Origin of the sequence: Actinoplanes flavus (genome assembly GCF_017592555.1) — a bacterium.
Lineage (GTDB): Bacteria > Actinomycetota > Actinomycetes > Mycobacteriales > Micromonosporaceae > Actinoplanes > Actinoplanes flavus.
Window position 1 is genome coordinate 562604 of the sequence record NZ_JAGFNS010000001.1, and the last position, 23641, is coordinate 586244.

25 protein-coding genes are annotated in these 23641 nt (G+C 71.9%); 11 read left to right on the top strand and 14 right to left on the bottom strand.

Annotated features, from left to right (window positions below; genetic code table 11):
• Window positions 1-98: 98 nt before the first annotated feature.
• A complete protein-coding gene (locus J5X75_RS02580; RefSeq protein ID WP_208465546.1) occupies window positions 99-2000 on the bottom strand; it encodes a capsular polysaccharide synthesis protein in 1902 nt (633 codons plus the stop codon).
• A gap of 77 nt (window positions 2001-2077) precedes the next feature.
• On the bottom strand, window positions 2078-3586 hold the full coding sequence (locus tag J5X75_RS02585) for a serine/threonine-protein kinase (RefSeq protein ID WP_307797894.1): 1509 nt from the start codon (window positions 3584-3586) through the stop codon (window positions 2078-2080).
• A 91-nt stretch (window positions 3587-3677) separates the two neighbouring features.
• Here J5X75_RS02585 and J5X75_RS02590 point away from each other — a divergent pair, with 91 nt between their 5' ends.
• Entirely contained in the window at window positions 3678-5336 is a 1659-nt protein-coding gene (locus tag J5X75_RS02590; protein ID WP_208465548.1) for a CocE/NonD family hydrolase, read from the top strand.
• Here the strand turns inward: J5X75_RS02590 and J5X75_RS02595 are convergent.
• Complete coding sequence (locus J5X75_RS02595; protein WP_238487124.1) at window positions 5308-5724, bottom strand: nuclear transport factor 2 family protein; 417 nt, start codon at window positions 5722-5724, stop codon at window positions 5308-5310. The genes J5X75_RS02590 and J5X75_RS02595 overlap by 29 nt on opposite strands.
• Here J5X75_RS02595 and J5X75_RS02600 point away from each other — a divergent pair.
• Entirely contained in the window at window positions 5723-6184 is a 462-nt protein-coding gene (locus J5X75_RS02600; RefSeq protein WP_208465550.1) for a hypothetical protein, read from the top strand. The two genes, J5X75_RS02595 and J5X75_RS02600, sit on opposite strands and share 2 nt — an antisense overlap.
• A gap of 84 nt (window positions 6185-6268) precedes the next feature.
• Here the strand turns inward: J5X75_RS02600 and J5X75_RS02605 are convergent, their stop codons facing one another.
• On the bottom strand, window positions 6269-6625 hold the full coding sequence (locus J5X75_RS02605) for an STAS domain-containing protein (RefSeq protein WP_183216858.1): 357 nt from the start codon (window positions 6623-6625) through the stop codon (window positions 6269-6271).
• 289 nt (window positions 6626-6914) lie between these two features.
• Between J5X75_RS02605 and J5X75_RS02610 the strand changes: the two genes are divergently transcribed.
• Window positions 6915-7895 (top strand): helix-turn-helix transcriptional regulator, encoded by a 981-nt coding sequence (locus tag J5X75_RS02610; protein ID WP_208465551.1) that lies wholly within the window; start codon window positions 6915-6917, stop codon window positions 7893-7895.
• 7 nt (window positions 7896-7902) lie between these two features.
• On the opposite strand, the gene J5X75_RS02615 is transcribed toward J5X75_RS02610, so the two are convergent.
• Window positions 7903-8229, bottom strand: a complete 327-nt coding sequence (locus J5X75_RS02615) for a hypothetical protein (protein WP_208465552.1) — start codon at window positions 8227-8229, stop codon at window positions 7903-7905.
• Between the two features lie 337 nt (window positions 8230-8566).
• Between J5X75_RS02615 and J5X75_RS02620 the strand changes: the two genes are divergently transcribed.
• Window positions 8567-8746 (top strand): hypothetical protein, encoded by a 180-nt coding sequence (locus J5X75_RS02620; protein ID WP_208465553.1) that lies wholly within the window; start codon window positions 8567-8569, stop codon window positions 8744-8746.
• Here the strand turns inward: J5X75_RS02620 and J5X75_RS02625 are convergent.
• On the bottom strand, window positions 8743-9648 hold the full coding sequence (locus J5X75_RS02625; protein ID WP_208465704.1) for a Gfo/Idh/MocA family protein: 906 nt from the start codon (window positions 9646-9648) through the stop codon (window positions 8743-8745). The two genes, J5X75_RS02620 and J5X75_RS02625, sit on opposite strands and share 4 nt — an antisense overlap.
• A 64-nt stretch (window positions 9649-9712) precedes the next feature.
• On the opposite strand from J5X75_RS02625, the gene J5X75_RS02630 reads away from it, so the two are divergent.
• Window positions 9713-10078: a hypothetical protein gene (locus tag J5X75_RS02630; RefSeq protein WP_208465554.1), complete on the top strand. Its 366-nt coding sequence runs from the start codon at window positions 9713-9715 to the stop codon at window positions 10076-10078.
• Window positions 10071-10493 carry a hypothetical protein gene (locus J5X75_RS02635; RefSeq protein ID WP_208465555.1) on the top strand — a complete coding sequence of 141 codons (423 nt, stop codon included), beginning with the start codon at window positions 10071-10073 and terminating at the stop codon, window positions 10491-10493. The genes J5X75_RS02630 and J5X75_RS02635 overlap by 8 nt, the downstream gene beginning before the upstream one ends.
• Window positions 10494-10790: 297 nt before the next feature.
• On the opposite strand, the gene J5X75_RS02640 is transcribed toward J5X75_RS02635, so the two are convergent.
• Genes J5X75_RS02640 through J5X75_RS02665 form a run of 6 tightly spaced genes read right to left on the bottom strand, consistent with a single transcriptional unit; the run spans window position 10791 to window position 16507 of the window.
• Window positions 10791-12251 carry a glutathionylspermidine synthase family protein gene (locus J5X75_RS02640; RefSeq protein WP_208465556.1) on the bottom strand — a complete coding sequence of 487 codons (1461 nt, stop codon included), beginning with the start codon at window positions 12249-12251 and terminating at the stop codon, window positions 10791-10793.
• A gap of 1 nt (window position 12252) precedes the next feature.
• Window positions 12253-12651, bottom strand: coding sequence for a hypothetical protein (locus J5X75_RS02645; RefSeq protein WP_208465557.1), 399 nt, complete (start codon window positions 12649-12651; stop codon window positions 12253-12255).
• A gap of 46 nt (window positions 12652-12697) precedes the next feature.
• Entirely contained in the window at window positions 12698-13462 is a 765-nt protein-coding gene (fabG, locus tag J5X75_RS02650; protein WP_208465558.1) for a 3-oxoacyl-ACP reductase FabG, read from the bottom strand.
• 51 nt (window positions 13463-13513) lie between these two features.
• Window positions 13514-15160, bottom strand: coding sequence for an alpha-amylase family protein (locus tag J5X75_RS02655; protein WP_208465560.1), 1647 nt, complete (start codon window positions 15158-15160; stop codon window positions 13514-13516).
• A complete protein-coding gene (locus J5X75_RS02660) occupies window positions 15153-16166 on the bottom strand; it encodes a hypothetical protein (protein ID WP_208465562.1) in 1014 nt (337 codons plus the stop codon). The genes J5X75_RS02655 and J5X75_RS02660 overlap by 8 nt, the downstream gene beginning before the upstream one ends.
• Window positions 16163-16507 (bottom strand): PadR family transcriptional regulator, encoded by a 345-nt coding sequence (locus J5X75_RS02665; RefSeq protein WP_208465564.1) that lies wholly within the window; start codon window positions 16505-16507, stop codon window positions 16163-16165. The genes J5X75_RS02660 and J5X75_RS02665 overlap by 4 nt, the downstream gene beginning before the upstream one ends.
• A gap of 128 nt (window positions 16508-16635) precedes the next feature.
• Here J5X75_RS02665 and J5X75_RS02670 point away from each other — a divergent pair, with 128 nt between their 5' ends.
• Window positions 16636-17283, top strand: a complete 648-nt coding sequence (locus J5X75_RS02670) for a DedA family protein (RefSeq protein WP_208465566.1) — start codon at window positions 16636-16638, stop codon at window positions 17281-17283.
• A gap of 1 nt (window position 17284) precedes the next feature.
• Here the strand turns inward: J5X75_RS02670 and J5X75_RS02675 are convergent, their stop codons facing one another.
• On the bottom strand, window positions 17285-18661 hold the full coding sequence (locus tag J5X75_RS02675) for a carbohydrate-binding protein (protein WP_208465568.1): 1377 nt from the start codon (window positions 18659-18661) through the stop codon (window positions 17285-17287).
• A 127-nt stretch (window positions 18662-18788) separates the two neighbouring features.
• Here J5X75_RS02675 and J5X75_RS02680 point away from each other — a divergent pair, with 127 nt between their 5' ends.
• Window positions 18789-19967, top strand: a complete 1179-nt coding sequence (locus tag J5X75_RS02680) for a carboxylate-amine ligase (RefSeq protein WP_372450829.1) — start codon at window positions 18789-18791, stop codon at window positions 19965-19967.
• A gap of 113 nt (window positions 19968-20080) precedes the next feature.
• The gene (locus J5X75_RS02685) at window positions 20081-21445 is read left to right on the top strand and encodes a polysaccharide deacetylase family protein (protein ID WP_238487125.1); all 1365 of its coding nucleotides are present in this window, start codon (window positions 20081-20083) and stop codon (window positions 21443-21445) included.
• Here the strand turns inward: J5X75_RS02685 and J5X75_RS02690 are convergent.
• On the bottom strand, window positions 21417-22253 hold the full coding sequence (locus tag J5X75_RS02690) for an Fpg/Nei family DNA glycosylase (RefSeq protein WP_208465572.1): 837 nt from the start codon (window positions 22251-22253) through the stop codon (window positions 21417-21419). The two genes, J5X75_RS02685 and J5X75_RS02690, sit on opposite strands and share 29 nt — an antisense overlap.
• 91 nt (window positions 22254-22344) lie before the next feature.
• On the opposite strand from J5X75_RS02690, the gene J5X75_RS02695 reads away from it, so the two are divergent.
• Together J5X75_RS02695 and J5X75_RS02700 are read left to right on the top strand one after the other, a co-directional pair.
• The gene (locus J5X75_RS02695; protein ID WP_208465573.1) at window positions 22345-22950 is read left to right on the top strand and encodes an ATP-dependent Clp protease proteolytic subunit; all 606 of its coding nucleotides are present in this window, start codon (window positions 22345-22347) and stop codon (window positions 22948-22950) included.
• An 81-nt stretch (window positions 22951-23031) separates the two neighbouring features.
• On the top strand, window positions 23032-23532 hold the full coding sequence (locus J5X75_RS02700; protein ID WP_208465574.1) for a hypothetical protein: 501 nt from the start codon (window positions 23032-23034) through the stop codon (window positions 23530-23532).
• The last annotated feature ends 109 nt before the right edge of the window (window positions 23533-23641 follow it).

Genomic DNA, 23641 nt, shown 5'->3' on the forward strand with positions numbered 1-23641 from the left:
TGCCGCGGCGGTGGACCGCCTCACCCCGGGCAGATGAGAGATCAGGGGCCGGGGGAAACAATTCCTGAGAATCTCGAAGAATGTACGGACAAGGCGCGTCACCCACCGTACGAATGGTCGCCCCGAATGATCCGGGCCAGGTACGATTCGCTGCTCAGCGCGCCCGGGTCGTACCGCAGGCGCAGCTTGTGCGCGAACGCGCCTTCCATGATCGTCTGAAACATCTCCGGCTCGTACGGCCGCAGCATGACCGACCGCAGCGCGTGCGGCGGCGTCGCGTTGAGCCGCAGTCCGGCGTCCCATTCGGCCCGGAACCGGTCGTCGCAGTGCCACAGCATCTCGAAGATGTGGTGGTGCAGCAGCGGGTCGATCAGTTCGCCGCGTTTCTCCCACCACAGGAACGACGCGGCCCGCCACAGGTGCATGACGTAGCTGTCCGGGCGGGCGGCCAGGAACCAGTTCGACAGGTAGGGGCCGGTGTAGTCGAACGCGAAGACGCTTCCCTTGGCGAGCGCCCGGTCGACGTGCGGGCGCAGCGGCTCGGAGACGAAGCAGGTGGCGTCCACCCACACCCCGCCGAACTTCTCCAGCAGCAGCATCCGCAGCAGTTCGGAGAAGTGCCCGTGGTCGTCCTGGAGCGCGGCGGCCAGGTCCTCCGGCACGTCCACGTAGTTGCCGATGTCGTCGCGGGACAGCGCGTGCACGCCCGGGTTGTGTGCCCGCACCGCCGCGAGGCAGGCCCGGACCACCGGCGGCGCGGCGTCGAAGCCCTGCGCCCAGTAGACGAAGATCGGCTGGTCGAAACGGCTGCGCACCGGGCGGTCCAGCCGCTGCGCCGCCTGCGTACGGATCTGCCCGAGGTGTTCGGCCAGGAAGATCCCCAGCTCCCGGCGCGCGCCGAAGGCCGGTACGTCGGAGTCCAGCAGGGCCGGCCCGTCGAACGGCAGCTTGGTGTCGTGGACCAGGGCCGCCGCCGAGGCGCGCCGGCTGTCGTCCCGGCGCCGGAGCCGGTCGTAGGCGGCGGCCAGCGCGTACCCCCGCTCGTAGTCCTCCGGGCTCTTCGCCGCGGCGCCGCGCAGCAGTTGCTCGGCCGCCGCCCAGCGGTTCTCGGCCAGCGCGATCCGGCCCAGCCGGTACGCCGCCTCGCCGTCCGGATCGCCGGCCTTGACCACCCGGCGCAGTTCCGTGCCGGCGGCGGTCGGGTCGCCCTCGGCCAGCGCGATCCGGGCGAGCGCCAGCGGGTCGTCCCCCGCGGACGACCGCAGGAACGCCGCCTCCGCGGCGGTGAGCCGGGGCAGGCCGGCGGCCGGGGCGGTGGGCCGCAGCGTCCGGCGGGACGGTGACGCGTCCGGCTCGCCGGTCCACTCGTGGGAGAACCAGGGGTCGTCCGGGGTGGCGCCGTCGAAGTGCGGCACCGGGGCGGTGGTCTCGGTGACCGCGTAGTCGTACCAGACGACCGCGCCCTGTCCGGCGGCCATGCCGGCGCGCAGCCGGACGACCGCGTCCCGGGCGGCCGCCGGGACGGTGAAGGTCACGCTGATCCGGTGGTGCCCGTGCTCGTTGCGGGCGGGCGCCGACCGGGCCGGGGCGGCGGCCGCGTCGTCGGCCGTCCATTCGGCGACCAGCCGCAGTGCGGACCGGTGCAAACGGCCGCCGAGCGGTTCGGTGAGGAAGAGCGAGACACTCGCCGTGTAGGTGCCGCCGGGCCGCAGGGTGATCCCGGCGGGCGCCGCGAACGTGTCGTCGTCGCCGGTCAGCCCGGTCAGCCGCAGGCCGGTCACGCCGGGCCGGCCGGGCACCTCGACGGACTCGGCCGCCGTCGCGGCGGAGACCGGAACGGCCGCCGGATCGCCGCGGAACCCCGGGTCGGGCACCAGGTTGAGCACGGACGGCGGGGCCGGGGCCGGGGCCGGTTCGGGTCGCGGTGGCGGCGGGGTGAGCCGGAACGCGGCCCGGAACCGGGTCAGCATGCTCTGGTCGGTGGGTGCGGTCGCCGTCATCGATGTCCCTTCGCAGCGTGCCGCCGCAGTTTAGTCGGACATCCGACTCAGCCCGGCAGCCCGCGGGACGCACCGGCCTATAACGGCAGCACCACGGCGGACGGCCGGTTCCCCACGCAGGTCACGGTCATCCGATAGCGCTCCAGGACCCCGGCGAAGACCACGACCGCGGTCAGCGACGGGCCCCGCTCGACCCGGCCCACGGTGAATCCGGGCCGCGGCTCCCAGGACAGCAGCTCGGCGCCCGCCGGGACGCACCGGGCCAGCACCGACCCGCCCGGCGACGCCAGCCGGGTGCCCTGCGGTTCGGCCGGGCCGGACGGCTCGGTGACGGTCACGCTCGGTTGCGAACCGGGCGGCGACGGCCGCCCCGAGCCGTCCGGGCCGTCCGGCGGACCGGGCGAGACGACCGGGCCACGGCTGGTCACCGCCGCTTTCGTGGGCCGGGTGGCGGATTCGGCGGGACGGGTGACGGCCGGGCCGCCGGCGCCGCTTCGGGTCACTCCGGGTGAGGCGGCGGGCGGAGCGGCCACGCCGGGCTCGCCGGCCGGGTCGCCCTCGTGCCCGGCGAGCAGCATCGGCACGGCGGCGAGCAGGGCCGCGGCCAGGGCGCCGACCAGGAGCCGGGCACGCTTTCGACCCCTTTCCGGTACGGGTGGGACGGGCTCCGTCCACTCGCGCACGGGCGGTTCGACCCGCCGGGTGATCTCGTCGGGGGCGTCCGGGGAATCGGGTGCGGGTTCCCGTACCTCCTCGGTCTTCGTCACGCCGACGGCCTCGGCCGCGTCGCCCAGAACGCCCGCCACCTCGGCCGCGGCCGGACGCATCCACGGCTCCTTGGCCAGGCAGCGGCCGACCAGGTCGACGATCTCGGGGGGCACGCCGGGCAGGTCGGGCAGCGGCAGCGGCTCCTGGTAGACGTGCGCCTCGAGCATCTGGGTGGTGGTCTCCACCGTCCACGGCGCGCCGCCGGTGAGCAGGCGGTAGAGCAGCACGCCGAGCGCGTAGACGTCCGAGGCGGGCTCGATCGCGCCGCCGGTGAGCCGTTCCGGCGCCAGGTAGGCGGGTGTGCCGAGCAGGGCGTCTTCGGGCGAGGCGGGCCCGGCGACGGCGGCGATGCCGAAGTCGACCACCTTGGCGCCGGCCGGGGTGACCATGATGTTGGCGAGTTTGACGTCCCGGTGGACGAGCCCGTCGGCATGCGCGACGGCCAGCGCGGTGGCCACCTCGCCGCAGATCCGGAAGACCGTACGCGGTGGCACGCGGCCGCGCGACACCCGCTGTTGCAGGGTCGGCCCGTTGATCAATTCCATGACCACATAGGGGACCGGCTGCCCGTTCTCCTCGGATTCCCCGAAGTCGTAGATCTGCGCGATGTTCGGATGCGAGAGGGTCGCCGCCGCCCGCGCCTCGTGCAGGATCCGCAGCCCGAACCGGGGGTCGCCGGCATAACGGCCGGCCAGCACCTTCACCGCGACCGGGCGGTTCAGCACCTCGTCCAGGGCGTGCCAGACGACGGCCATGCCGCCGCGGCCGAGTTCATTGATCAGCCGATACCGGCCGCCGAGTTTCCGCTCCACCTGCACCCGAGGCAGTCTGCCGAAATGCTCGGGAATTCGCACATCCGAGCCGCGTTCGAATGCCATTCACCTTTCACATTCGGATAGTGTTCCGGGTATGGCGGTCTCCACGGCGGACAGTATTCTCGGCCGGGTTCTCGGGCAGACTCCGGCGCTCCATTCGTATTCGATCTCCGAAGTACGCACGCCGATGCGCGACGGCACCGAACTGATCGGTGATCATTTCGCGCCGGATTCCGCCGACGCCCGGGGGACGGTGCTCATCCGTACCCCGTACGGCCGCGGCTTCCCCACCTCGGCGCTCAACGGGCGGCTGCTGGCCGCCCGCGGCTACCACGTGCTGTTGCAGAGCGTGCGCGGCACGTTCGGCTCCGGCGGCGCGTTCCGGCCGATGGCCCAGGAGACCGAGGACGGTCAGGACACCGTCGCGTGGCTGCGCGGACAGTCCTGGTTCGACGGGCGGCTGGCCACCCTCGGCGCCTCCTACCTCGGGTGGACGCAGTGGACGCTGCTGCAGGACCCGCCGCCCGAGCTGCGCGCCGCGGTGATCTACGTGGCCCCGCACGACTTCCGCGAGGCGGTGTGGGGCACCGGGGCGTTCACCCTGGGCGACTTCCTCGGCTGGAGCGACCAGATCGCCCACCAGGAGGACGGCGGCGGGCTGCGGCGACTGCTCACGATGGCGTGGGCGCCCCGCCGGGTGGCGCCCGGCCTCACCGGGCTGCCGCTGCCGCACGCCGCGGTGCCGGTGCTCCGCGGGCGCGCCCCCTGGTACCGCGAGTGGCTGTCCCACCCGGACGGCGACGACCCGTGGTGGGAGCCGTACCGGGCCGGCGCCGCCCTGGCGAAGACCGAGGTACCGGTGCTGCTGATCGGCGGCTGGCAGGACCTGTTCCTCGACCAGACCCTCCAGCAGTACGAGGCCCTCGCCGCCCGCGGCGCCGACGTGGCCCTCACGGTCGGCCCGTGGACGCACTTCCAGGTCGCCACCCGGGCCGCCGGCCTGGTCGCCCGGGAGAGCGTGGCCTGGCTCGACCAGCACCTCGCCGGTGGGCCGGCCGCCCGCCGCCAACCGGTCCGGGTCCACCGCACCGGGCAGGGCGCCTGGCACGAGATGCCGTCCTGGCCGCCGCCGGCCGAGCCGGTCGCCTTCCACCCGCGCGCCGACCGTGGCCTCACCACGGCGGAACCCGAGCGGCCGGAGGGCAACGCGGCGTTCACCTACGACCCGGCGAACCCGACGCCCTCGGTCGGCGGGCGGACCCTGACCGGGGCGGCCGGGGTCCGCGACAACCGGCGGCTGGAGCGGCGTTCCGACGTGCTGACCTTCACCACCGAGCCGCTGCCGACCGCGGTCGACGTGATCGGCTCACCCGTCGTGGAGCTGGCGGTCGCGCTGGACAACCCGTACGGCGACGTCTTCGCCCGGATCTGCGACGTCGACGAGCGGGAGCGGTCCTTCAACATCACCGACCGGCACCTGCGCCTCGACCCGGCGACACCGGCCGGGCAGGTCCAGCGGGTCACCCTGACCCTGGATCCGTGCTTCCACCGGCTCCGGGCCGGGCACCGGCTGCGGTTGCAGATCTCCGGCGGCGCGTTCCCCCGGTTCGCCCGCAACCTGGGCACGCCCGGCGACCCGGCCGAGGGCCGCCACATGGCCCCCTGCCTGCACACCGTCCACCTGACCGGCACCCGGCTGATCCTTCCGGTGGCCGCCGGGCGGCTCACGGTTCCCGCATCCACCACTCCGTGAACTGCCGGGCCTGTCCGGTCAGGTCGAGGCGCAGCACCCACAGGTTGCGGTAGCGCCGCTTCGGGTAGGTGGTGCTCGCCTCGATCACCGCCATCTCCTCGGTGACGATCAGCGGATGCCAGGTGAAGGTGGTGGTGCCCGGCCGGTCGCGGTGTTTCAGCCAGCCCGCGACGATCGCCTCGCGGCCGATCCAGGGCTTCGCGTAGGGCGCCGTCAAGTAGGCGGCGTCACCGGCGAACAGCTCGCGGACGTCCTCCGGATCGTTGGACTCCCACGCCTTGCGGTACTTGTCCACCCACGCCGACACCGCGTCCAGGTTCGTCATCCCGGGCACCCCCTTCGTACCCTCCCCACCCTGCCAGCCGGACCGCCGTAGGGTCGCCTCCATGACCGATACCTGGCGGCATCTGCCCGCACCGGCCCGCCCGATCGCCGCCGCGGCCACCACCGCGGTCGCCGCGGTCCGGGCGAAGGACACGACGGCCCTGGACGACGCGGTGACCGCCCTGGCCGCGCTCGATCCGGCGCGGAGCGGCCTGGTTCTCGGCACCGCGGTCCGCCTGCTGCTCGAGGACGGCCATCCGGACGGGCTCACCGCCGACGACGTACGGGCCGCGCTGGCGAGCTGTGTCCGGTCCTGGCCGGAACAGGCCGACCCGCAGGTGGTGCTCTGGCTGCTGGCCGCGGCGCTCGGGGTGCTGGACGAGGACGGGACACCGCCCCCGGGACCGGGCGCGCTGGCCCGCAACGCCGCGGTGCTGCTCGCCGATCTGCTGGCCGGCCGGCCGCTCGCACCCTGGTGGGCCGCGACCCTCGCCGAGATCGAGCGGGCGCAGCTCAACGACTGACGGGTGGCGGCAACCGCAAGTTCGGCCACCGCCCGCCGGTGGGGGCCCGGCCGCGATCGGCCGGCCCTCCCCGGACGGGTGAGATCAGGACGGGCGCAGGCCCACCGAGGTCCGCGGGCTCGGCGGCTCGGCGCAGCCCAGCAGGCCGACCAGGCCGGAGACCCACAGTTGCCGGTAGACGGTGGCGCTCGGGTGGCTGACCACCAGCTTCACGCCGCTCGCCGCGGCCGTGTGGAAGCAGGCGACCAGGATGCCGATCCCGATGCTGTCGATCAGCATCACCCGTTGCAGGTCCAGGCAGATCCGGCTCGGCGTCATGCCGGTCAGGACGTCGTTCACCGCGTCCCGCATGACGTGTGCGTTGTCCAGATCGATCTCGCCGCTAGGTGCGATCTCGACGGTGCCGTCAGCCAGCTGGCGGGTCGTGATCGGCAGATACACAGCTGCCCTCTTTCTGGCGCACAGCCGGGGCTGACGCCGACATGCCGCGGGACACTCGGTGCGCCGGCCGGAGAAGGGGCCGTGCGCTGGAGGCGATCATCGGAGGACGCCGACCGGAACCCGCGTACCTTCAACAATCCGCTGGTCTGCAAGTTACGCCACGTAGGCGCGGAACGCCAGAGTAGTTCATATGGCCGGAATGCGCTGGAACGGTCACCGCGTGGCGGCCACGTTGACTGTCCACTGACTCGGACCGAAACTCACCGTATGCGTTGGAGCTCCGGCCGGGATGGTTGACGCCCCTCCCCGCGCCACATCGGCGCCGGGATCCGTCTACTTCGACAGTGTCGACGGCGAGCGTGCCCGCGAGGTCCTGAATCGTTTCTACCACTCAGCGTCGATCGGGAACGATCTCGAACTGGGCGCCGAGATGATCCAACTCGGACCGCTCACCGTAGGCCACCTCACGTTCGCCCGTAGCGCAACTCTGGACGTCGCCGAAGCCGAGGCGTATCACGTCACGCTGCCCACCGCGGGGCTGGTGCGGGTGCGGCGCGGCGGCCGGGAGCTGACCGCGTCCCCGGCCACGGCGCTGGCGTTCCGGCCCGGGGACCGGGTCCGCCTGCGGCACGAACCGAACAGCGCGGAGCTGGGCGTACGGATCGAGAGCTGGGCCCTGGAGGCGGAGCTGGCCGGGCTGCTGGGTCACCCGATCGAGGGACCGATCGACCTGCCGCCCGCGTTCGACCTGACCGAGGGGCCGGCGCACAGCTGGAGCCGGCTCATCCGGCTGCTGCGCGACGAACTGGAGCACGAGAGCAGCCTGATCCACGAGCCGGTCATCGCCGAGCAGCTGTGCGGCAGCGTGCTCAGCGGGTTGCTGCTCAGCGTGCCGCACCGGTACCACGAGGAGCTGGTGGCGCCGCCCATCGCCGGACCGCCCCGGCCGATCCGCCGGGCCATGGCGGCGATCACCGACGCACCGGAGCGCGCCTTCACGGTCGGCGAGCTGGCCGCCATCGCCGGGATCAGCGTCCGCTCGCTCCAGTCCGGGTTCCGGCGGCACGTCGGGTGCGCGCCGATGGCCTACCTCCAGGACGTCCGGCTCACCCGGGCGCACGAGGCGCTGCGGCACGGCGATCCGGCCGCCGTCACGGTGGCCGAGGTGGCGCACCGCTGGGGGTTCGCCCATCTCGGCCGGTTCGCGTCGGCGTACCGGAAGCGTTTCGGCGTCGCGCCGTCCGAGGCCCTGCGGGCCGGGAACACCTGATCGGGTGTCACTCCCCGGGGTCGCAGCGCCGCGGCTGCGGCACCCCGCCGGTGCTCCGCGGGGCCGCGGCGGCCCCGAACAGGTGACCCCGCAGCGGAGTCCAGTCGCTCCAGGCCGCCAGGCGCGGCGGCACCGTGGCCACCTCGCCGTCGGAGGCCCGGCACTGCTGCCGCAGGAACGCGACCACGCGCTCGGCGGCCGCCTCGCCGTTCTCGGCCAGGCTCCGCAGCACCCGGGGATCGGCGGTCTCCACGTCGCGCAGCAGTTCGGCCAGGCCGGACAGGGCCTGGACCACCGCGGACGCGTCCCGCTCGGCGTCCCACAGGCCGGTCACGCCGGCGCTCCCCCAAGCCGGGCCGGCTTCGCTCCGGCTGCGGTGCAATCCGTCGTGCCTCTGGCTGTGCAGTCGGTCATGCAATGCATCCCCTCACCCCGACACGCGCCCGGCGGTCGTCGCGGGCCCGCGACAGCCGCCACCGGGCCGTCCTCCCGGCGCGCGTGACAAGCCGAAAATGTATTCGGCTCGCTACTATGCGTCCATCCGTAACGCGCAGGCTCTGTCCAGTTAGCGCTCAGTTCGGCCGGCCGTGTCTCCCCTCCCGGCCATCCGGCGTAGAACGCCCGAAATCGGGTATACGCCCGATCACACCCGATTCGTGGAGAGGGCAATGATGAGCAGGACCGAGACCGGGCCGACCACACCGAACTGGCGGACAGGCGCCGAGCAGCCCTGGGATCCGGAGGATCTGGCCGTCGCGCAGGGCAAGTACCCCACGCCGGAGAACGTCGCCCGCGCGAAAGCCGAGCTCGAACGCGACGGCGCCGCCGCGATCGAGCGCACGGTCCCCTAGCCGGCCAGGGTGATCGTGGTCCGTTCGGTGACCGCCCGTTCGGCGGCGACCAGGATCGCGGTCACCTCAGCGCCGAACCGCACGTCACAGGACGGCCGCTCACCGCCCTCGGCCGCCGCCAGCAGCCCGGCGAGGGCCCGGCGCAGCGCGTCGACCGGGGCCCATGCGATCTCCGGGACGCTCCACACCCCCGCCTCACCGGCGAAGACCGCCTCCTCGCGGGCGGACGCGGGCGGGGCGTCGACGGCGAGCGTCAACCGGCTCACCGCCCCGCCGGTGTGCCGCAGCATGAGATGGGTGAGGTCACGCCCGCCGGCCATGCCGGCCACCTCGGCGACCGGGCCCAGCACCGGGATCACCAGGGCCAGCGCGTGCGGGCCGACGTCCCAGAGGCCGCCCCGCTCCTTGCGCCACGGCGACGCCCCGAACGGGTTGTCCGGCGTGAAGATCGAACCCAGGTGGTCGACCCGCGCCTCGGTCCAGCCGCCGGCGGCGACCGCCGAGGCCAGGAAGTCGTCCAGCGCCGCGGTGAACCGGCGGGTGAAGAAGACCACCGACGCCACGTCGGCGGCCGCGGCCACGAGCGCCTCGGCGTCCGCGGTACGGGTGGTGATCGGCTTGTCCAGCAGCAGATGCCGTCCGGCGGTGGCCGCCTCGACGGCGAGCGGCGCCTGCACGTCCGGCGGCACGGCGAACGCCACCGCGTCCACGTCCGAGATCAGGGCGGACGGGTCGGTGTAGACGGGGACGCCGTACCGGTCGGCCAGGGCGGCCGCCTTCTCCGGATCGCGCCCCCACACGCCGGCGAACTCCACACCGGGTGAATCGGCAAGCGCCGGGGCGTGTGCCTGCTGAGCCCACGGGCCCGTACCGAAAAGTCCGAAGCGCACCGGATCGACCATCCTCACGTCACTGATCTCCGGGCCGGAAGTTACCAGGCCGAGAGGCCCTCAGTACCCTGGCCGGGTGAACGGTCCCCTGTCGGTGGCGACGATCGTCGCCGCCCTTGTCCTGGCGGCGTGGTATCTGCTGCGGGCGGCGCTCGACCGCGCGCCCAGCCGGTTCGACCTGCTCGCCGCCGTCGTGCTCACCGCGCTGGTCGTGGTTCTCGTCGTGGTCGCCGTGATCGGCCTCTTCGACGGCGACCGCCCGGCCGACACCGGGACCTTCGCCGGCTATCTGATCACGACGATCGCCTTCGTCCCGACGGCGCTGGTGCTCGCCAAGATGGAGCCGACCCGCTGGGGCAGCGTGATCCTCGGGGTCGGCTGCCTCATCCTGCCCGTTCTCGTGCTGCGCCTGCAGCAGATCGCGTCGGTGGCCGGTGCCTGAGGAAACCACCGCCACCCGCCCCGGCGACGCCGCGCTCAACTCCGGCCTGGGCCGGGTGCTGCTGCTCGTCTACGGGGTCTTCGCCCTCTCCGCGAGCGCCCGCGCCCTGGTGCAGATCAGCACCCACTTCTCCGAGGCGCCGCTGGCGTACGTGCTGTCCGCCCTGGCCGGCCTGGTCTACATCGCGGCGACCGTGGGCCTGGCCCGGGGCGGCCCGCGCGGCCGCCGGATCGCCCTGATCAGCTGCACCGTAGAGCTGATCGGCGTACTCGTCATCGGCACGCTCAGCGTCCTGGACCGCGGCGACTTCCCGGACGCCACCGTCTGGTCCGACTTCGGCAGCGGCTACGGCTACGTCCCCCTGGTCCTGCCCTTCGTGGGCTTGTGGTGGATCTGGCGCCACAAGCCCGAGTAGCAGCCGGAGTCAACCGCACCCACACGCACCACCCCGCCGCCCCCACGCACCCACACCACAGACCAACCCGCAAAACGCCGCCGACAGCAGGGCGAACACGGAGCCACCGCACCCACACGCACCACCCCGCCGTCCCCACGCACCCACACCACAGACCAACCCGCAAAACGCCGCCGGTGACGAGGCAAGTGATTTGCCGACGCCAGCGGGGTGTGCTGGCGGCGGGAAATCACCTGCCTCGTCACCGGTTACAAGGCGTTTTGCCGCGGAGCGAAGCGGAGCAATCAGGCACAGCAATCAGGCAATACCAATAACATGGGGAACGAAGTTACACATGTTGTTGGTCACCAGGCCCGCGGTGCCGACGCCCTCGCGGATGCCCATGCCGGCCGGTTCGCCGTCGATCAGCCAGGCGCCGATCACCGGGTGGACGGTGCCTTCGAGGCCGTCGAAGGACGGCAGCTCGCACAGCTCCTGGACGATGTAGCGGCCGTCCGCGCCGTACTCCGAGGAGGTGGAGGTGAGCGGGACGCCGTCGCGGACGAGGGTGACCGAGCCACCTTCGCGGCCCCAGACGGGCTTCTTCGCGTACGACGTCAGTGAGCGGGCGCCGGACGACTCGGCGAAGTAGGCCGGGAGCAGGTATTTCGAGCGTTCCGGGTCGTCGCCGAAGAGTTTCCACAGCACCGGGAGCAGCGCCTTGTTGCCGAGCAGCGCGGCCTTGTAGGGCGGCTCGATCCACACCGTCCCGCGTTTTTCCGGGTCGGCCATGTTCCGGAAGAAGGCTTTGCCGCCCTCCTCGTGCCAGAACCATTCCCACGGGTAGAGCATGAAGACGACGTCGATCGGTTCGGCCCGGTGTTCCTGGCCCGGCCCGGGGACGAAGAGCACCCGGTCGCCGGCCACGTCCCACCCGATCTGGCTCATCGCGATCAGTTCGACCGGGAAGCCGGCCTCTTCCGCGGTCGCCATCAGGTACGCCACGTTCATCCGGTCTTCGCCGGACGTCTCGCTCGTCTCGTACGCGAAATAGATCTTGGGTTTCTCCGGGAGCCAGGGACGTGCCTCGCGCAACTTGGCGATGTTGCGCCGCCAGGCGCCCGGATCGCCCGGTTCGCCGGGCTGGTCCTCCCAGCCGACCAGGCGCTCGTGGATCGAGTTCCACTGCCGCCACTCGTGCTGGGCCACGCCGGTCTGGTCCATCCAGTGCCACTGGATGACCGCGCCCTCGACCAGGGACGTCGGCGTCTGCGCGTTGAACTCGAGCAGTTTCGGGACGGTGCCGGCGCCGTTGTACCAGAGGTCGAAGCGGCCGTAGACGGTCGGCGAGAAGTCCGGCGTCTGCATCGGCAGGCGGCCGTCCGGGTCCTTGTCGCGGTGCGTCCAGGTTTCGGCGTCGCCGTCGAACCAGGTGCGGAGGATCTGCTCGTGGGTGTATTCGGGGATCCCGATACGGGTCAGGAAGCACGAGTCCGCGGTGCAGACCGAGGAGAAGAAGCCCTGGCGGCGGCCTTCGGCGGTGCGCCGGGGGCATTGACCGGCCATCCAGTCGCCGGCCTCCAGGCACATGGCGTAGAGGGCGGTGGTGGCCGCCTCCAGTTCCTCGATCTCCGCCGCGGTGAACTCGTAGTACGGGCCTTCCTGCCAGTACGAGTACGCCGTCCCGTCGGGCAGGACGTCGTCGTTGTACGTCAGCCCGAGACTGAAGTTGGTCAGCTGCCAACCGTCGCGGACCGGACCGTACGGGATCCGCCGCACCTCAGCCCCCGGACTTGCTCGACGAGCCGCTGCCGCCCTTGCCGACCACGCTGGTCTTGACCGTCCCGTTGCTGATCCGCCCGCTCGACGGCAGCCCGAACTTGGCACGCGAGGCGGCGTCGTTGTAGGCGAACTTGGACCCGCCGGAGGGCAGTTTGTGGCCGACCGGGTAGCCCGACCGGTAGCCGGCGGAGTGCCAGATGAAGAAGCCGCCCCCGCCGCTGCCACCGCCACCGTCGTCGTCGCAGTAGTCCTCGTCGACGACCACACCGTTGGCGTCGGCGCAGTAGAAGCCCTCGTCGACGTATTCGTCGTTGTCGCACGCCGCAGTGCCCCCCGCGGCCAGCAGGAGGAAGGTGCTGGTCAACGACACGGTCCGGGAACTCATGCGTCGGTTCATGATTTCTTTGTAACTCTTCTCAGCAAGTTGCCAGCCACCGCGTTCCTCAGTCCCTCGGCCCGCCGGCCACGTAAATCACCTGTCCGGAGACGAATCCGGCGCCCTCGCCGGCGAGGAAGGCGACCGTGTTCGCCACGTCCTCCGGGCGGCCGGCGCGGGCCACCGGGATCTGGCTCACCGTGTGCTTCTCGAAGTCGGCGAAGTCGACGCCGATCCGGGCGGCGGTCGCCTTGGTCATGTCGGTGACGATGAAGCCCGGCGCCACCGCGTTCGCGGTGATGCCGAACTTGCCCAGCTCGATCGCGAGGGTCTTGGTGAAACCCTGGAGCCCGGCCTTGGCGGCGGCGTAGTTGGCCTGGCCGCGGTTGCCGAGGGCGGAGGTGCTGGAGAGGCTGACGATCCGGCCGTACCCGGCGGCGACCATGTGCTGCTGGACGGCCCGGCTGAACAGGAACGCGCCGCGCAGGTGGACGGCCATCACCGTGTCCCAGTCGTCCTCGCTCATCTTGAAGAGCAGGTTGTCGCGCAGCACGCCGGCGTTGTTGACCAGCACGGTCGGCGCGCCCAGCTCGGCGACGGTCCGCTCGACGGCGGCCACCACCTGGTCCTTGTCGGCCACGTCGGCGCCGATGGCGATGGCCCGGCCGCCGGCCTCCTCGATCGCGGCCACCGTCTCGGCGCCGGACTTCTCGTCCAGGTCGACGACCGCCACGGCCAGGCCGTCGGCGGCGAGCTTGCGGGCGATCGCGGCGCCGATGCCGCGGGCGGCTCCGGTCACGATGGCGACACGAGAGGGGACGGACTGCGACATTGCGGCCTCCAACAGTGATCTCCGCGATTCGGAGGCCGAGCCTAATGCCCGTCAGGCGGTTCTGCGCATCCGGATCCACCGGTATCCGTACCCGCTGACCTTGATCTTGTCGAGTCCGTCCGGTTCCGGGTACTCCCGGTCGGCCAGCACGTCGTTCGGGAACTCGGCCTCCCCGGACAGGCTGCTGAGATCGACCACCGCGTCAGCGTCGCTCAGATTGTGCACGAACAGCATGGTGCCGGTGACATCGTCGGCGCGGTGCGCGAGCACGCCGCGCGGCGCGGGCACGTCGACGTGGGTGCAGCGGCCGCTGCCGATCTCGGGGGCCTCCCGGAGGGTACGGATCATCCGCTCGAACCACGACAGCAGCGACGCCGGATCGTGCCGTTGCAGGGTCACGTTGACCTTCTCGAACCCGAACTCGCCGCCGGAGATCACCGGCCGGACCAGGTCCTCCGTCCGGGCGCTCGAGAAGCCGCCGTTCGGCAGCAGGGACCACTGCATCGCGGTACGGATGGCGTTGCGCCCCGGCAGCGTGAGGTCGTCGCCCATCCCGATCTCCTCGCCGTACCGCAGCACCGGAGTGCCCCGCAGGCTGAACTGGAGCGCGTAGGCGAGTTCCAGCCGGCGCCGGTCGTTGCCCAGCATCGGGGCCAGGCGACGGCGGATGCCCCGGCCGTACAGCTGCATGTCCTCGTCCGGCCCGAACTGCTCGAACACCTCGCGGCGCTGCTCGGCGGTGAGCCGGGACAGGTCGATCTCGTCGTGGTTGCGCAGGAAGGTGGCCCACTGGCCGCCGGCCGGCAGCCGGGGCGAGTCACGCAGCGCGTCGATGATCGGCTCCGGGTCCCGCCGGGCCAGGGCGAGCACCAGCCGGGCGTTGAGCATGAAGTCGAACAGCATGTGGATGCGGTTGCTGGAGCCGCTCTCGTCGCCGAAGTAGGCGACCAGCCGCTCCGGCTCCACATTGGCCTCGGCCAGCAGGATCGCGTCGCCGCGCCGCCACTGCACGTGCTGGCGCAGGTCGGTGAGGAAGTCGAAGTCCATCGGCGGGGACGGCTCGCCCGGCTGGGTCTCCTCGATGATGAACGGCACGGCGTCCATCCGGAATCCGGCCACCCCGAGCTGCAACCAGAACGCGCAGATCTTCTTGATCTCGGCCCGGACCTCGGGATTCCTGAGGTTCAGGTCGGGCTGGAACTTGTAGAACCGGTGGTAATACCAGGCCTTCGCGGTGCGGTCGTAGGTCCAGGTGGCCTCCTGCTCACCGGGGAAGACCATGCCCTGGTCACGGTCCGGCGGAGCGGTCTCGCTCCAGACATACCAGTCACGGTACGGGGAATCCGGCGACGAACGCGCGGACCGGAACCACGGGTGCTGGTCCGAGGTGTGGTTCACCACCAGGTCGATGATCACCTTGATGCCCCGGTTGGCGGCCTGATGCAGCAGTTCGGCGAAGTCGCCCAGGCTGCCGAACCGGGGGTCCACGTTGTAGAAGTCGGACACGTCGTACCCGTCGTCGCGGCCCGGCGACGGGTGGACGGGGTTGAGCCAGAGGCAGGTGACGCCGAGCCGGGCCAGGTAGTCGAGCCGTCCGATCAGGCCGCGGATGTCACCGCAGCCGTCGCCGTCGGAATCGGCGAACGAGTCGATGTCGAGGCAGTAGACGACGGCTTTCGAGTACCACCGGTCATTCATGCGCCCTTACATGTCCGTGGCCCCGGTCGGCCAAACGTTCCCGGAGGCCCAGCAGCAGCACGCCACCACCGAGCACCGCGAACGGCAGCAGGAACAGCACCACGGCGGACAGGACGCCGCCGGCCGTCGGGCCGGAGTAGCGCCACTCGGTCACCACCTGGTCCAGCGCCTGGAGGACGAACGCGATCATCAGGACGACGGCGGACAGCACCGCGATCCGGCCGCGCACCCGGCGGCCGGCGGTCCACGCCGCGGCGGCCAGGGCCAGAACCGGCAACCCGTAGTAGGCCAGGTCCCAGAACACTTCGGCGAACCCCGGGTCGAACCACGGGCGTTCCTGCGCGCGGGACCGGGCGATCGCCTCGGTAGTCGCCGCGACCACCGTCCCGGCGGCGACGAGGGCCAGGCCGCGGCCGCTCAGCACGGCCCGGACCGGGCGGTCGGAGAACGCGAACAGGCCGGTCACCACGAGCGCCAGGCCGAGCTGCCAGAACAGGAACATCGCCGGCAACTGCACGATCGCGCTCCACAGCAGCATCGCCCCGGCCTGCACCAGCACACCGGCGGCCGCGAGCCCCACCGTCGCCCGCCGCAGGCCCAGCACCGCCGCGGTGACGACCAGCAGCCAGATCACCGTGCGCGCCGCCGGATCGGCCAGCATCAGGCCGTCGACGCCGAGAGCGCGCATCGGGTCGCCCCGCCCCCACAGCAGCAGGCCGGCCGCCAGCCGGCTGACCGCGCCACCGGCCAGCGCCAGCGCGACGAACAGGCCGGTGACCGCGGCGGCGGCGCGCCACCCCGTACCCCTCTGGGTGTGGAAGGAGTGACCGAGACGCGCCGTGAGGCCCGCCCGCAGCAGGTCCAGCGCGTCGGCCGGGGAGGGGAACCGGCGGCCGGGCTCGGCGCCGGACATCAGCACGCCGACCATCTCCTCCTCGTAGGCGGCCCGGTGGCCGGACGGATAGATCCGCAGCAGGCGGCGGTAGCGCACTTCCAGGGTGGTCACGCGGGGGCCCCTCCGATCTCGGCGCGGGCCCGCAGACGCCGCTCGGCGATGGTCGCCTGGCTGCGCAGGCGGGCGGTCTCGGCGGCCAGGCTCCTCGCCCCGGCCGCGGTGAGCCGGTAGTAGCGCCGCAGCCGGGACTGCACGACCTCTTCCCGGTCGACCTCGATCAGGCCCTCGGCGCGCAGCCGGTCAAGGGCGGCGTAGAGCGTGCCGGCACGCAGCCGGACCCGCCCCGCGGTGATGGTGGCCACGTCCTCGATCACGGCGTAACCGTGCCGGGGCTCCTCGGCCAGGGCGGTGAGCACGAGGAACGTCGGCTCCCGCATCGGGCTCTCACTCATGCCGGAAGCATATACCGATGAAAGGTATATACGGGGGACGGTTCACCGGCTTTCTCTCGGGTAACTCTCAGCAACCGGCTGCACTGTGTAGAGAGTTCCGCACGCTCGAAACCCACGGAGGCGCACACATGGCCGAAGGCGATCTCGGCAATCTCGGCGGACTGACCGGCTGGGTCGCCTCGGTGATCGAATCGCTCGGCGAGGTGGGGGTCGGCCTGCTGGTCGCCCTGGAGAACCTGATCCCACCGATCCCCAGCGAGATCGTCCTGTCGATGGCCGGGTACCTGGCCGGCGAGGGCCGGGTGAATCCGGTCCTGGTCTGGGTCACCGCGACGCTGGGCGCGCTGCTCGGGGCGGTGGCGCTCTACTGGCTGGGCCGTGGGCTCGGCGAGGAGCGGCTGAAGCACTGGCTGGACCGGATCCCGCTGGTCGACACGGACGACCTCAACAAGGCGGACCGCTGGTTCGAGCGGCACGAGCGGGCCGCCGTGCTGTTCGGCCGGTGCGCCCCGGTGGTGCGCAGCCTGGTCTCCATCCCGGCGGGCGCCAACCGCATGCCGATGGGCTGGTTCATCCTCTGCACCGCGATCGGCAGCGGGGTGTGGAACGCGCTGTTCATCGGCGCCGGGTACGCGCTCGGCTCCCGCTGGCAGGACGTGGAGCGGTACAGCCACTGGTTCGACTACGCGATCGGGGCGTTCTTCGCCGTCGCGATCGCGTCCTGGGTGGTGAAGAAGGTGCGCAGGCGGCGGCAACGCGCCGCCGCCCGCACGTGAGTCACTTCCGGAACTGGATCCAGTTCACGTTCACGAAGTCGGCCGGCTGACCACTGGTGAAGGTCAGGTAGACGGTGTGCGATCCGGTCACGTTCGACACGTTGGCGGGGACCGAGGTCCAGGTCTGCCAGCCGCCGGTGTTGGCCAGGGCGAAACTGCCGATCGGGGCGTTGCTGCGACTGTCCAGGCGTACCTCGACCAGGCCGCTGACCGCGGTTCCCGCACCGGACGCGACCCGGCCCACGAAGTCCTTCACCCCGCCGGTCCCGAAGTTGACGTTGTTGAACTGGAGCCAGTCACCGTTCGCGACGTAGCTGACGTTCTGGCCGCCCTCCGAGCACGTCTCGACCTGCACCCCGGCGGAGCCGTTGAACGACTCGGCCTCGATCCGGGAGTAGGCGTCCCGGCTGGTGCCGCTGGTCGGGGTCGGGGTGGGGCTGGTCGTCGGCGTGGTGCCGCCGCTCGACTGGTAGACCGCCACGTAGTCGATCAGCATCGGCACGCCGGACTGGGTGGCCGAGGTCGGGCCGCCCCCGAAGGCCGCCGGGAACCCGCCGCCGATCGCCACGTTGAGGATCATGAAGAACCCGTGGTGCAGGGCGTTGTTCCAGGTGGTGGAGTCGACCGCGTTCGAGGTGAGGGTGAAGTAGTTGGAGCCGTCCAGGTAGAACCGCAGCTGCTCCGGGGAGGTGCTCCGGTCGTACTCCATGGCGTAGGTGTGGAAGGCGCCGAGACAGCCGTTGCAGGCTCGCTCACCGCTGGTCAGCCCGGTGGTCTCGTTGCACGGCCCGCCCGGGTTGCTGCCGCAGTGCAGGGCCGAGAAGACGCTGGAGCGGCCGTTGATGTTCTCCAGGATGTCGATCTCGCCGATGCTGGGCCAGTTGGTGGCGCCGACCGGACGGGCCGCCGCGCCGAGGGCCCAGAACGCCGGCCAGTAGCCGGCCGCGGCCGCGCCGGTCACGTTGGGCTGCTGGATCCGCGCCTCCATCCGCATCTTCCCGCCGGCCGGGGCCGCGAAGTCGGTGCGCTGGGTCTCGACCCGGCCGGAGGTCCACCGGCCGGCGGAGTCCCGGATCGGCTTGATCACCAGGTTGCCGCCGCCGTCCTGGTAGACGTTCGCGGTCGAGTCGGTCATCGTCTCGATCTCGCCGGTGCCCCAGTTGGAGGCGCCGCCGGGATAGCCGGTGCCGGTGGAGTAGAGCCAGTTGGTGCGGTTGAGGCCGGTGCCGGCCGAACCGGTGAAGTCGTCGCTGAACACCAGGCTCATGCCCGCCGGCGCGGAGGGGACGGCGGCCTCGGCCTGGGCGACGAAGGTCACCGAGGCGCCGACCGCGAGCATCGCGGTGGCCACGGCCAGTATCCGTCGGGTGACTTTCATGGGGATGCGCCTTTCGCGGGGGAATATGGCGGGAGAGAGCGCTCTCACAGATTGCACGCTTGTTTCCATGCGTTGTCAATATGGAAGTACGCCGATCGTTTCCGGGGAACGGCCGCCGGGTATCCGGGTGCCCATGAAAACCGCCACCGAGGGCACGGCGATCTCCCCCGACCTCGCCGCCAAGGCCGAACGCGAAGACCTGCTCACCCTCGGCGTCGAGGAGGAGTACCTCCTGGTCGACGCGGTGGAGCCGCACGCCGTGGAGGCCGTCGACGCGGTCTTCGCCGAGGTGCCCGCGGAACTGCGGGACGTGGTGCAGCACGAGTACCAGCGCAGCCAGATCGAGGTGGCCGGCCCGCCGCAACTGGAGCTGGACGATCTCGCCGCCGCTCTGCGCCGGCTCCGGGCCGGGGTGGCCAACGCCGCCGCACGGGCCGGCGCGCGCCTGCTCGCGGTCGGCACCGGGCCGGCCGCCGGGCCCAGCATGCGGATCGTCGACGACCCGCGCTACCACCGGATGCGGGAGCGCTTCGGCGACCTCTCCCCCGGCCAGGGCATGTGCGGCACCCACGTGCACGTCAGCATCCCCGACCCGGAGACCGGCGTCCGCGTGCTCAACCATCTGCGCCCGTGGCTGCCGGTGCTCCAGGCGGCCACCGCCAACTCACCGCTCTTCGCCGGCCACGAGACCGGGTACGCCAGCTGGCGCTCGATGATGTGGGAGCGGTGGCCCACCGTGGGGCCGACGCCGTACCTGCGGTCGCACGAGCACTATCTGACCCTGGTCGACGACCTGAAGCAGAGCGGCGCGATGCTCGACGAGGGGATGCTCTACTGGTATGCCCGGCTCTCCGCGCACTACCCCACCGTGGAGATCCGGATGGGCGACGTGATGCCCACGACCGACGACGCCGTGCTGCTCGCCGCGCTGACCCGGGCCCTGGTCGCCACCCTGCTGCACGAGGTGCGGGCCGGGGTGGAGGCGCCGGACGTGCCGCATCCGCTGCTGATGGCGGCGCACTGGCGGGCCGCGCACGACGGCCTCGAGGGGCTGAACATCGACATGGCCACCCGGCAGCCGCGCCCGGCCTGGCGCCTGCTGCGGCAGCTCTTCGACTACGTCCGGCCGGAGCTGGAACGGCACGGCGACCTGGCCACCGCCACCCTCCTGATGGGACGGCTGCGCGAGCACGGCACCGGCACGACACGGCAGCGGGCGCTGCTGGCCCGGGGCGGTTCGGTGGCCGACGTGGTGACCTGGCTGGCCGCCGCCACCCGCGGAGAGGACGGTACATCATCGATCTGACGGGTGTTTGCGTTCCGTAACCGCACGGGATGACCTGCATCTATCACCGCGTGTACCGGCAAGGTGACGGATTCGGTATCGCGCTTGATCTTGCGGCACGGTAGGCATGACGGATGCCGCCGCACTCTTCGCTCTCACCGGAGCCGACGTCCCAAGGGGACAGACCGGCCGGGCGGCACCGGGCGCCAGAGGCGTCGACCGCCCCCGCGCCCCGGATCCCGGTTCCGCGGATCCCCGTTCCGCGGATCCCGGTTCCCCGGGTCGCCTTCCTGGAGGGCGGCAACTCCGCACGGCACCGCGCCGGGGCGTACGAATCGTATGGCTCCTCCCGGACGGCCGCCCGCCGGACGCGCGCCGCGGAGGCCAGGCACGCGCAGAGCCGGCGCCGGCCCACGACCGACAAGGCGTCCACCGGCGTGCATCGCGCGCCCGACAGCCTGCCGGTGGAGGCCTGGGTGCGGGCCGCCCGGAACCGCCCGCAGGTGCTGCTCGGCACGCTCGTCGCCGCCGGTCTGCTGCTGACCGCCGTGCCGATCCCGCAGTCCGGCGGGGAGAGCAACAGCGTGATGACCGCCGCCGCCGAGGCGGTCGGCGTGATCAGCAAGAGCGAGAAGAAGAAGCCGGAGAAGAAGCCCCAGCCGGACCCGGTCCAGGCCCTTCCGGCGGTCGTCGACCCGTCGGTGGCGCCCTCGCCGCCGGCGTCGTCGGTCACGCCCAGCGTCCAGCCCTCCGGAAAGCAGCCGGAGCAGGTCGTGGTCCCGGTCGGCGACGGACCGTTCAACTCGCTGCGCACCACCGGATCGAAGCTGGTGATGCTGAGCTTCGACGACGGGCCGGACCCGGCGGAGACGCCGAGGATCCTGGCGCTGCTGGAGAAGCACCAGGTGAAGGCGGTGTTCTGCCTGGTCGGCACGCAGGCGCGGCGGCATCCGGACCTGGTCCGGCAGATCGCCGCCGCCGGGCACGTGCTCTGCAACCACACCTGGAGCCACGACCTGCGGATCGGCAAGAAGAAGCCGAAGCAGATCCTCGCTGATCTGGAACGGACGAACGCGGCGATCCGCGCGGCCGTGCCGGATGCCGAGATCCCCTACTTCCGGGCGCCCGGCGGCAACTTCACCGACCGGCTGGTCAAGACGGCGTACGGCGACGGCATGACCTCCCTCTACTGGGAGGTGGACCCGCGCGACTGGGAGCACCCCGAGGGCGAGACCTCCGAGCAGCACGTGCAGCGGATCATCGCGCAGGTCAGGAAGGAGACCCGGCCGGGCGCGATCGTGCTGTCGCACGACTTCAACCAGCCGGACACCACGGCCGCGTACGCCGAACTGCTCCCCTGGCTGGTGGAGAACTTCGAGGTCGGCGTCCCGGGCGCGGCTTCCGAGCCGACCCCCGCCCCGTCGTCGCCCGCGCCCACGCCCTCGACCACCCCGGCCGAGACGCCGTCCGCTACGCCGAGCGCTTCCGTGGCGCTGTGACCGGCGGCTGGCAGGCCGGGCACCAGTAGAGGTTGCGCCCGGCCATCGGGCCGCGGGCGATCGGCGTGCCGCAGACCAGGCAGGGCTGGCCGGGGCGGCGGTAGACATACACCTCACCGCCGTGCCGGTCCACCCGCGGCGCCCGGCGCATCGCCTCCGGGGTGTGCTCGGTGTGCACCGTGTCGATGCGGCCGCGGGCCACGCCCTCCTTCATGAGCGCCCGCAGATCGTCCCAGATCGCCGTCCAGGTGTCCGGGCCGATCGTGACGCCCGGGGTGGCCGGCGACAGCCCGGCCCGGAACAGCACCTCGTTGGCGTAGATCAGGCCGCAGCCGGCCACGATGGACTGATCCAGGAGCAGTGCGGACAGCGGCTTGGTGCTGGAGCGGATCCGGCCGTACGCGAACGCCGGGTCGGCGTCGTCGCGCAGCGGGTCGGCGCCCAGACGGGCCCGCAGCAGGTCGGCCGCGGCCGGGTCGACGACCTCGCAGGCGGTCGGGCCGCGCAGCTCCAGCCAATGATCAGAACCGGTCAGAACCATCCGCAGCTGGCCGACCGGGGCGGGCGCGGGCAGCTCGCCGTCGGCGAACTTGCCGTACAGCCCGAGGTGGACGTGCAGGATGCGATCGCCCTCGTAGTGGTGCAGCAGATGCTTGCCGTACGCCTCGGTGTCGAGCAGCACGCGCCCGTCGATGAGGGTGGCCCCGGCGGTGAAGCGGCCCTGCGGGCTGTGTGCCCGCACCGGACGCCCGGCGAAGAGCTCACGGTGGCGGGTCGCGAGGCGGTGAATGGTATGTCCCTCCGGCACGCACCAAAGGTAGCCGGGCATTATGCCGTGAGCGGATTCGCCCTGAGGCGAATCGCTGGGATCCGGGGACCGAGTGGGAGAAGGTGGGTTCATGAGCATTGAGACGACCATGCGGGGCGGCGGCGCGTCCTTCGACGACCAGGTGTTCGACCGGCTGCTGCGGGAGCGGATCATCTTCCTCGGCAGCGAGGTGAACGACGAGGTGACCAACCGGATCTGCGCGCAGATGCTCCTGCTCGCCTCCGAGGACTCCGAGCGCGACATCGCTCTCTACATCAACTCTCCGGGCGGCTCGATCAGCGCCGGCATGGCGGTCTACGACACCATGCAGTACATCAAGAACGACGTGGCCACCATCGCGATGGGCATGGCCGCCTCGATGGGCCAGTTCCTGCTCTGCGCCGGCACCCCCGGTAAGCGGTACGCGCTCCCGCACGCCCGGGTGATGATGCACCAGCTCTCCGGCGGCATCGGCGGCACCGCCGCGGACATCGCCATCCAGGCCGAGAGCATGCTGCACATCAAGCAGGTGATGAACGAGCGGATCGCCTTCCACACCGGGCACACCCCGGAGGAGATCGAGCGCGACTCGGACCGGGACCGCTGGTTCACCGCCCAGCAGGCGAAGGAGTACGGCCTCGTCGACCACGTGATCGCCAAGGCGACCGACGTGAACGCGGTGTCCTCGCTGGTCTGACGCCGTCATCCGCGCCGCCCGTGTCAATTCCGGGCGGCGCGGGTACATAACCACGTCAGAACCTGACAAGGAGGTGCTGACGTGCGGATTCCTACCTTCCCGCGCCAGTCCACGGACGAGGAGACAGCCACCGGGCGCACCCCGGTGACCCCCCGCCGGGACGACGGCGCGACGACCACGACCCTGCCCCCGGTCCGCTCCGAGACCGAGCGCGCCCGGGCCGTCTCCGAACCGGTCGCGATCCCGTCGCCCGCTCCGCGGGCCCGGGCCGGCTTCCTGGCCACCCTCGGCCTCATCCTGTCGGTGGCGGGCGCGATGCTCGTGCTCTCCGGCCCCCTTCTGGGGTACGGCATCGGCGTCGCCGCGGTGGCCCTGATCATCTCGCTCGCCGGCGTCTTCGCGACCCGTAAGCGGCACGTGGCCGGCAAGACCAGCGCGCTGATCGGGATGCTCCTGTCCATCGGCGCGATCGTGCTGGGCGTGCTCGCCCTGACCGGTCAGGTCTGGTGGCTGGGCACCGACACCGACTCGGCGACCGAACTCCGGACGTGGCTCGACACACAGTTTGCGAACCGGACCTGACGGGTATTCGTCTGACAAGTCCTTCAGCGGTTCGCGGAGGACGCCCAAGGCCCCGGCATGGGTGGCGGTTCGCCGCCCCGCCGGGGCCTTTGCAATGAATCGCCGCTGG

Coding starts and splice junctions, on each gene's coding strand:
- J5X75_RS02685 (WP_238487125.1), top strand. CDS start 20,081: ATGCCGCCGCACTCTTCGCTCTCACCGGAGCCGACGTCCCAAGGGGAC.
- J5X75_RS02665 (WP_208465564.1), bottom strand. CDS start 16,507: ATGAGTGAGAGCCCGATGCGGGAGCCGACGTTCCTCGTGCTCACCGCC.
- J5X75_RS02655 (WP_208465560.1), bottom strand. CDS start 15,160: ATGAATGACCGGTGGTACTCGAAAGCCGTCGTCTACTGCCTCGACATC.
- J5X75_RS02625 (WP_208465704.1), bottom strand. CDS start 9,648: ATGGTCGATCCGGTGCGCTTCGGACTTTTCGGTACGGGCCCGTGGGCT.
- J5X75_RS02610 (WP_208465551.1), top strand. CDS start 6,915: ATGGTTGACGCCCCTCCCCGCGCCACATCGGCGCCGGGATCCGTCTAC.
- J5X75_RS02590 (WP_208465548.1), top strand. CDS start 3,678: ATGGCGGTCTCCACGGCGGACAGTATTCTCGGCCGGGTTCTCGGGCAG.
- J5X75_RS02595 (WP_238487124.1), bottom strand. CDS start 5,724: ATGGAGGCGACCCTACGGCGGTCCGGCTGGCAGGGTGGGGAGGGTACG.
- J5X75_RS02580 (WP_208465546.1), bottom strand. CDS start 2,000: ATGACGGCGACCGCACCCACCGACCAGAGCATGCTGACCCGGTTCCGG.
- fabG (WP_208465558.1), bottom strand. CDS start 13,462: ATGTCGCAGTCCGTCCCCTCTCGTGTCGCCATCGTGACCGGAGCCGCC.
- J5X75_RS02600 (WP_208465550.1), top strand. CDS start 5,723: ATGACCGATACCTGGCGGCATCTGCCCGCACCGGCCCGCCCGATCGCC.
- J5X75_RS02675 (WP_208465568.1), bottom strand. CDS start 18,661: ATGAAAGTCACCCGACGGATACTGGCCGTGGCCACCGCGATGCTCGCG.
- J5X75_RS02670 (WP_208465566.1), top strand. CDS start 16,636: ATGGCCGAAGGCGATCTCGGCAATCTCGGCGGACTGACCGGCTGGGTC.
- J5X75_RS02695 (WP_208465573.1), top strand. CDS start 22,345: ATGAGCATTGAGACGACCATGCGGGGCGGCGGCGCGTCCTTCGACGAC.
- J5X75_RS02645 (WP_208465557.1), bottom strand. CDS start 12,651: ATGAACCGACGCATGAGTTCCCGGACCGTGTCGTTGACCAGCACCTTC.
- J5X75_RS02620 (WP_208465553.1), top strand. CDS start 8,567: ATGAGCAGGACCGAGACCGGGCCGACCACACCGAACTGGCGGACAGGC.